Annotated in this window: 4 protein-coding genes and 1 pseudogene; all 5 read right to left on the minus strand. The window is 47.0% G+C overall.

What is annotated here, in order from left to right; translation table 11 throughout:
* Window positions 1-52: 52 nt before the first annotated feature.
* Complete coding sequence (locus LWH94_RS18655; RefSeq protein ID WP_232903244.1) at window positions 53-1,237, minus strand: lipid-transfer protein; 1,185 nt, start codon at window positions 1,235-1,237, stop codon at window positions 53-55.
* Between the two features lie 525 nt (window positions 1,238-1,762).
* A complete protein-coding gene (locus LWH94_RS18660) occupies window positions 1,763-2,911 on the minus strand; it encodes a DcaP family trimeric outer membrane transporter (RefSeq protein WP_232903245.1) in 1,149 nt (382 codons plus the stop codon).
* A 620-nt stretch (window positions 2,912-3,531) separates the two neighbouring features.
* Entirely contained in the window at window positions 3,532-4,527 is a 996-nt protein-coding gene (locus tag LWH94_RS18665; RefSeq protein ID WP_232903246.1) for a branched-chain amino acid ABC transporter permease, read from the minus strand.
* Window positions 4,528-4,529: 2 nt separating this feature from the next.
* Window positions 4,530-5,417: a branched-chain amino acid ABC transporter permease gene (locus LWH94_RS18670; protein ID WP_232903247.1), complete on the minus strand. Its 888-nt coding sequence runs from the start codon at window positions 5,415-5,417 to the stop codon at window positions 4,530-4,532.
* 105 nt (window positions 5,418-5,522) lie between these two features.
* Window positions 5,523-5,846, minus strand: a pseudogene (locus tag LWH94_RS18675) (ABC transporter substrate-binding protein); the annotation flags it as partial.
* Window positions 5,847-5,972 lie beyond the last annotated feature (126 nt).

The following is a 5,972-nucleotide window of genomic DNA, read 5'->3' on the forward strand; positions in this document are numbered from 1 at the left end:
AGTTTTGTTAATTCAATCTCTACCAAAACAAATTATAATATTTCTGAAATACTTATCTCGTTCGTTCGTATAATGTAACTACAGCTGCGCTACCAAGCCCTAAGTTATGCTGTAGTCCAAATCGGGCATTGTCGACCTGACGAGCTCCTGCGTTCCCCCGCAATTGTTGGGTCAACTCAAAGCACTGAGCGAGCCCAGTTGCGCCCAAAGGATGTCCTTTTGAAAGAAGACCCCCGGAAGGATTTGTGACGAACTTTCCTCCGTATGTGTTATCACCATCTTCAACTAAACGCTCACCCTCTCCTGGAGAACAAAGACCAAGAGCCTCATACGTGATAAGTTCGTTTTGAGCAAAGCAATCGTGCAATTCAATTACGTCAATATCTTCGGGTGCCACTCCAGATTGCTCATATACTCTTGCGGCCGCCAACTCCGTTAGGCCTGCGCCAACCAACTTAATCATGTCTGGACCTACGAAGGTATCTTGAAAATCGGAAACCATCGCCTGCGATCTGATACGGACGGTTGCATCTAACCCATGCTTCAACGCAAATCTTTCCGAAACCACGACAGCAGCTGAAGCTCCACAGGTTGGCGGACATGCCATCATTTTTGTCATTACGCCTGGCCAAATTGATTTAGAACGAAGCACTTCTTCTGTAGATACTTTTTTTCGAAATAGCGCGTGAGGATTGTTGAAAGCATGATCACTGGCTTTTGCGCGGATTCGAGCGAACGTTTCGAGCTTTGTTCCGTAAAAATCCATATGAGCTTTCCCTGCCCCGCCAAACAACTTTAACGTTATAGGCAGATCATGCTTATCGACGAAGGCTTCATCAGCAATCACTTCAAATTTTTCTAAAGGAGAGGGTCGATCACTAAAGACTTGCTCAAGTGCGCCAGGTTTCATCTGTTCAAAGCCTAAAGCTAAGACACAGTCGGCAACACCACTTTCTACAACCTGTCGCGCTAAAAACAGTGCGGTTGATCCACTTGCACAGTTGTTATTTACATTAACGATGGGAATTCCGGTCATTCCAACACGGTAAACGGCTCGTTGCCCTGAAGTACTGTCGCCGTAGACATACCCAACATAAGCCTGATCTAGATGCTTGAGTGAGAGTCCGGCATCGTTTAATGCCAGAGAAATAGCATCCGCGCCCATTCTGTCATAAGGTTCGGATAAACCCGGTTTCGCAAACGGCACAAGACTTGTACCAGCGATCAACGCCGCCATTTGAAGCCCCCTATCAAAACAAATATTTCAGACTTATAAAAATACTGACCCTGTGTTATTAGTTAGCTGAAGTTTTCGCACTCAACCAATGCGAGAACCGCTAGATGGTACTAGCTCTATCGAAGATGTTTGACTCACCTACAGCACCAACATCAAACCATTCTATACGCCTACAAACGGATACTAATTTACCATTTCAAAATCATCCCCCCCCAAAAAGGGGGGGGGGGTGACTTTTCGAAAAGAAACTTTAGTTATATCAATATATTCGATCTTGCCGAATTCAAACTGAATTTTTCCGGGATAATCATTTTGATCGTGAATTTATATTTTTATTTATTATTATAATTAACAATATAATTTAGACAATATGAAAATTGAATAACACCAGTTTCTAATTGGCTTTCTTAATTCTACACTCCACTAGGAAGAATCCCCCGTTGGCAAGATACCAACGAGGGCAAAATATCTTTTGATATTCGGGATAAGAAATTATTCTATCCAAAAATTTTCATATAGAGCACGTCAGAAAGCATATTGCACCATTCCTTGTAAACGAACTGCATCACCTTCCTCGCCACTTTGCGTTCTACGACTGTGATAACCGGCCTCAACGCCATAGTTGATACGCTTCGCAGGTGACCAAATATAGTTTAGGTAGATGCTTTCCGCTCTGTCGGTCGCTAGCGAAGACATTGCGCCCTGGCCAACTGCATCATCCAAGTCCACCGTTGCAATTCCATAGGCAACATTCACATTTCCGGTACCAACCGAAATTGTCATACCAACAGTGCCGCCGACACCCTTAATTCCGTCTACGGTGCCGCTAGCGTCAATAAATCCAGCACCACTGGGTGACCCGTAGAGATAGCCCCCCAATCCATCACCATATGTAAATGCGCCCCTAAGGGTAAATCTATCCGTCACCTTTGAAGCAGCCTCAAAATTTACTCCCCAGCCCAGAATACCTTCATCGGTATTACTACCCGAATTGTAATATGCGATCTCTCTTAAAACCGTAGAGACGCCATAACCAATAGCGCCATAACTATCTTCATACCGAAGAGTTAAATCGGGATATCCATTTTTTACCTCGTCATCAGTACTGGGGCTATTAGTCATGTCAACATTGCTTCCGATGTTTCCGGGGTCCTCCAATGCTATAGATAATCCACCTCTTGTATATCGCAGCTGAGCTTGTCGTGTAATATTCCCCTGTCCAAACTGAGCAGTGAAATCAACAACCGGCGTAAAACCCAGGAAACCTCCAAAATTCGTCCATGTTTGTCCTGCAAGAATTCCATTCCATTCACCATATGCATGTCGCAGTCGGAATTGACCGCCTCCGCCTCCGTAAAAATCTCCCTCGATAGTGGTGTTGAGTGTGCTTCCGGCGATGGGATTTGAAGTTTTAAACCCTAAACGACTTTGAAATGCGTGAAGATTAGTATGTCCCTCCGCCCCCTCCTGACCGTCGAGGGAAATTAAACGATGGGTAACGGTAGGTCCGATATACGCGTCAACATCATAAATCATGTCTAACTTCGCATATCCATAAATGCTGGCCTTAATATCAGCCATATCTAGTTCGATTGCGGACACCGAACCTGTAGGCAACATAAGAGTAGTTGTAATAGCGACAATCTTAGATATATTGGTTTTGTTATATTGCATCGTTATTTTCCTTTTAGATCCATTTAAACCTACTTACATCTCAAACTTCTTTTGTGATGCTTATACAATCGTAATTTACTCCGCTGAGAGCCTCCCCTCTCAAAGGGGGGGGGAGGGGTGATACCAAGCCTCTTACCTTATGTTCTGATTGACAATATAGGAACTTATTGAACGCCGCTTCTGAACCGGCTTTCAATCATCGTGGGGATCTATATTTCTGGAAATATTTTTTTTCAAAAACAGGAAAAATGCCAAAGCAAAAAGAAATCAGCGAAACAATAATTTCCGCCCATTCTATTCATGGCCAGCCACACTTAAGGCAAATGGCTTGGCTTGATACATATATTTTATTTTAAATATTTTTTAAATATTGAAAACTCAAAATCGCGCTTTTAAAGGGCGCAAGAAATTAAATACCCACCATCCGAAACACTGTTAATAAAAACGAATTTAGTTTAAGTTTCAGCATGCCAGGACAACTGAGATAGCGTTTTTGCTCCTGTAGCTTTGATTTATGGCAATACTGTTTTTATGAGCTTTTAAGGACCTAGAAATTTCGTTATTTAGCATGACTGATAGCTCGATTCGCCAAAAATGAATCCAGCCGCAGCTTGTTTAAATCACCCCAGGTTCTTTTTTATGACTTTTTGGATTTCACCCACAATACCGCTGCGGAACGCCAGAACGGTTAGCAAAAAGGTGCCGCCCAGTATGGGATCTACCCAGTCACGCAGAGGGCCCTGCGACAACAGATACTCTATGTTCACCACAAAGGTGGCGCCCACCACCGGCCCGAGCAGCGTGCCCATACCTCCAACCAGTGTCATTAGAATAACTTCGCCCGACATATGCCAATGAGCGTCGTTCAGTGACGCCAGCTGGAACACCACGGATTTCATGGAGCCGGCCAGACCAGCCAGCGCGGCGGAGATCACAAACGCCAGGATCTTGTAGCGATCCACGTTATACCCCAAGGACACTGCCCGTGGTTCGTTTTGCTTGATCGCTTTGAGGACCTGGCCATAAGGGCTGCTGACGATACGCTGCACCAACAGGTAGCAGGCAATGAACACCAACAAAACGAAGTAGTACATGTTCAGGTTGTCTTCGAGGTTAATCAGACCGAACAGCTCACCTCTGGGGATGCCATGCAGGCCGTCCTCACCGCCGGTGAATTCGGACTGCACAAAGAAAAAGAACACTAGTTGCGCCAGCGCGAGGGTCACCATGGCAAAGTAGATACCCTGCCGGCGGATTGACAGCAACGCGAATGCCAGCCCTAGCAGGGTGGCAGTGGCGGTGCCAGCAATGATCCCCATCTCGGTGGTCAGCCCTGTAACATTGCTGAGCAGGTATCCCGTGGCATAGCCACCGGTGGCCAAAAAGGCGGCATGGCCGAACGACAGCAGGCCGGTAAAACCGAATAGCAGGTTGAAGGCCACCGCAAACAGGGCAAAACACAGAATCTTCATCAGGAAGACCGGGTACATCACGAACGGTGCGGCCAGCAGCAACAGCAGTAGAAACCCGTTCATCATCATTTTCTTGAGATCCTGTACCTTCTGCTGTTCAACAATGGCCTTGTGAATATCGGCAGGATTAACAGACTGATTCATGATTATGCCTCCTTACCAAACAGGCCAGTGGGACGTGTCATCAGGACCACCACCATCACCAGGAAGATGACGGCCGATGACGCCGGTGGGTAGAACGTTTTGGTCAGACCTTCAATCACACCCATGAGAACTCCGGTAACAATTGCGCCACTGATGGATCCCATGCCGCCGATCACCACAACCGCAAAGACCACGATGAGAATGTTGCCGCCCATGACCGGTGTAACCGAGTAAATGGGCGCGGCCAGCACACCGGCGAAGGCGGCCAGCATCACCCCGAAGCCATAGGTCAGGCTCACCAGCAAGGGCATGTTAATGCCGAAACCCTGCATCAGCTGCGAGTCTTCTGTGCCCGCCCTCAAGTAGGAACCCAGCTTGGTTTTCTCGATGATGAACCAGGTGCCGAAACACACGAGTAAGGCCACCACGATCACCCAGGCACGGTAGTACGGCAGGAACATGAAACCCAAGTTGATGCCCCCTTTGAACATATCCGGCATGGAATAGCGCAATCCGGACACTCCGTAGATGTTGGTGAGGACGCCCTGGATGATCAGGGCCGCCCCGAAGGTGAGCAGCAAACTGTAGATATGATCCTGACCAGCAATGCGCCGGAGCAGGAAGTATTCAATGAACAAGCCGAAAGCGCCAACCAGAACGGGGGCGACAAGCAGAGATACCCAGTAATTAACGCCCAGCACGTCAAAAAGAATCACTGTGACTAGGGCACCGAGCATGTACATGGCGCCATGGGCGAAGTTGATGATCTTCAGCAGACCGAAGATAACCGCAAGGCCGAGGCTTAACAGAGCGTAAAAGGCGCCGTTGATAATCCCGATCAGAAGCTGGCCAGACAGCACAGCAAGAGGAACGCCGAACACCATTGACATGCAACGGACTCCAAATCAGATAATACAAAATGTAAAGGCAAAAGCTTGTCGAACCGGTCGGCAAGGGCTCTTCAAACTCAATATTCAAGAGCCCACGCCGAAAAATTACCTGTTGTCGGTGACTAGAGGACAAACACTATTTGAAAGGGGACGGAACGCTTCCTCTGCAGGAATAGTGCGGACAATCTTATATAGATCCCATTCCCCTTGGGATTCCTCCGGGGTCTTAACCTGAGCCAAATACATATCATGGACCATACGACCGTCCTGACGAATCCTTCCGTTAGTTGCGAACATGTCGTTGATAGGGGTATTAATCATCTGATTACGAACGATCTGAGAGTCGTCGGAGCCCGTAGCTTCGACAGCATTAAGATATTGTATTGTGCTGGAGTAAATACCGGCATGAATCATTGTCGGACGCACACGAGGCTGTAAACCAAATTGTGTAACTGCCCACGACTGAGTAATCTTTTCAAAAGGATACCATCGTGGGTACACAAGTGGATCAAGAAAAACTCAAAGCCATGGCCGCCGAACTGGCCAAAGACATCA

Source organism: Marinobacter sp. G11 (assembly GCF_021282325.1).
GTDB classification, from domain to species: domain Bacteria; phylum Pseudomonadota; class Gammaproteobacteria; order Pseudomonadales; family Oleiphilaceae; genus Marinobacter; species Marinobacter vinifirmus.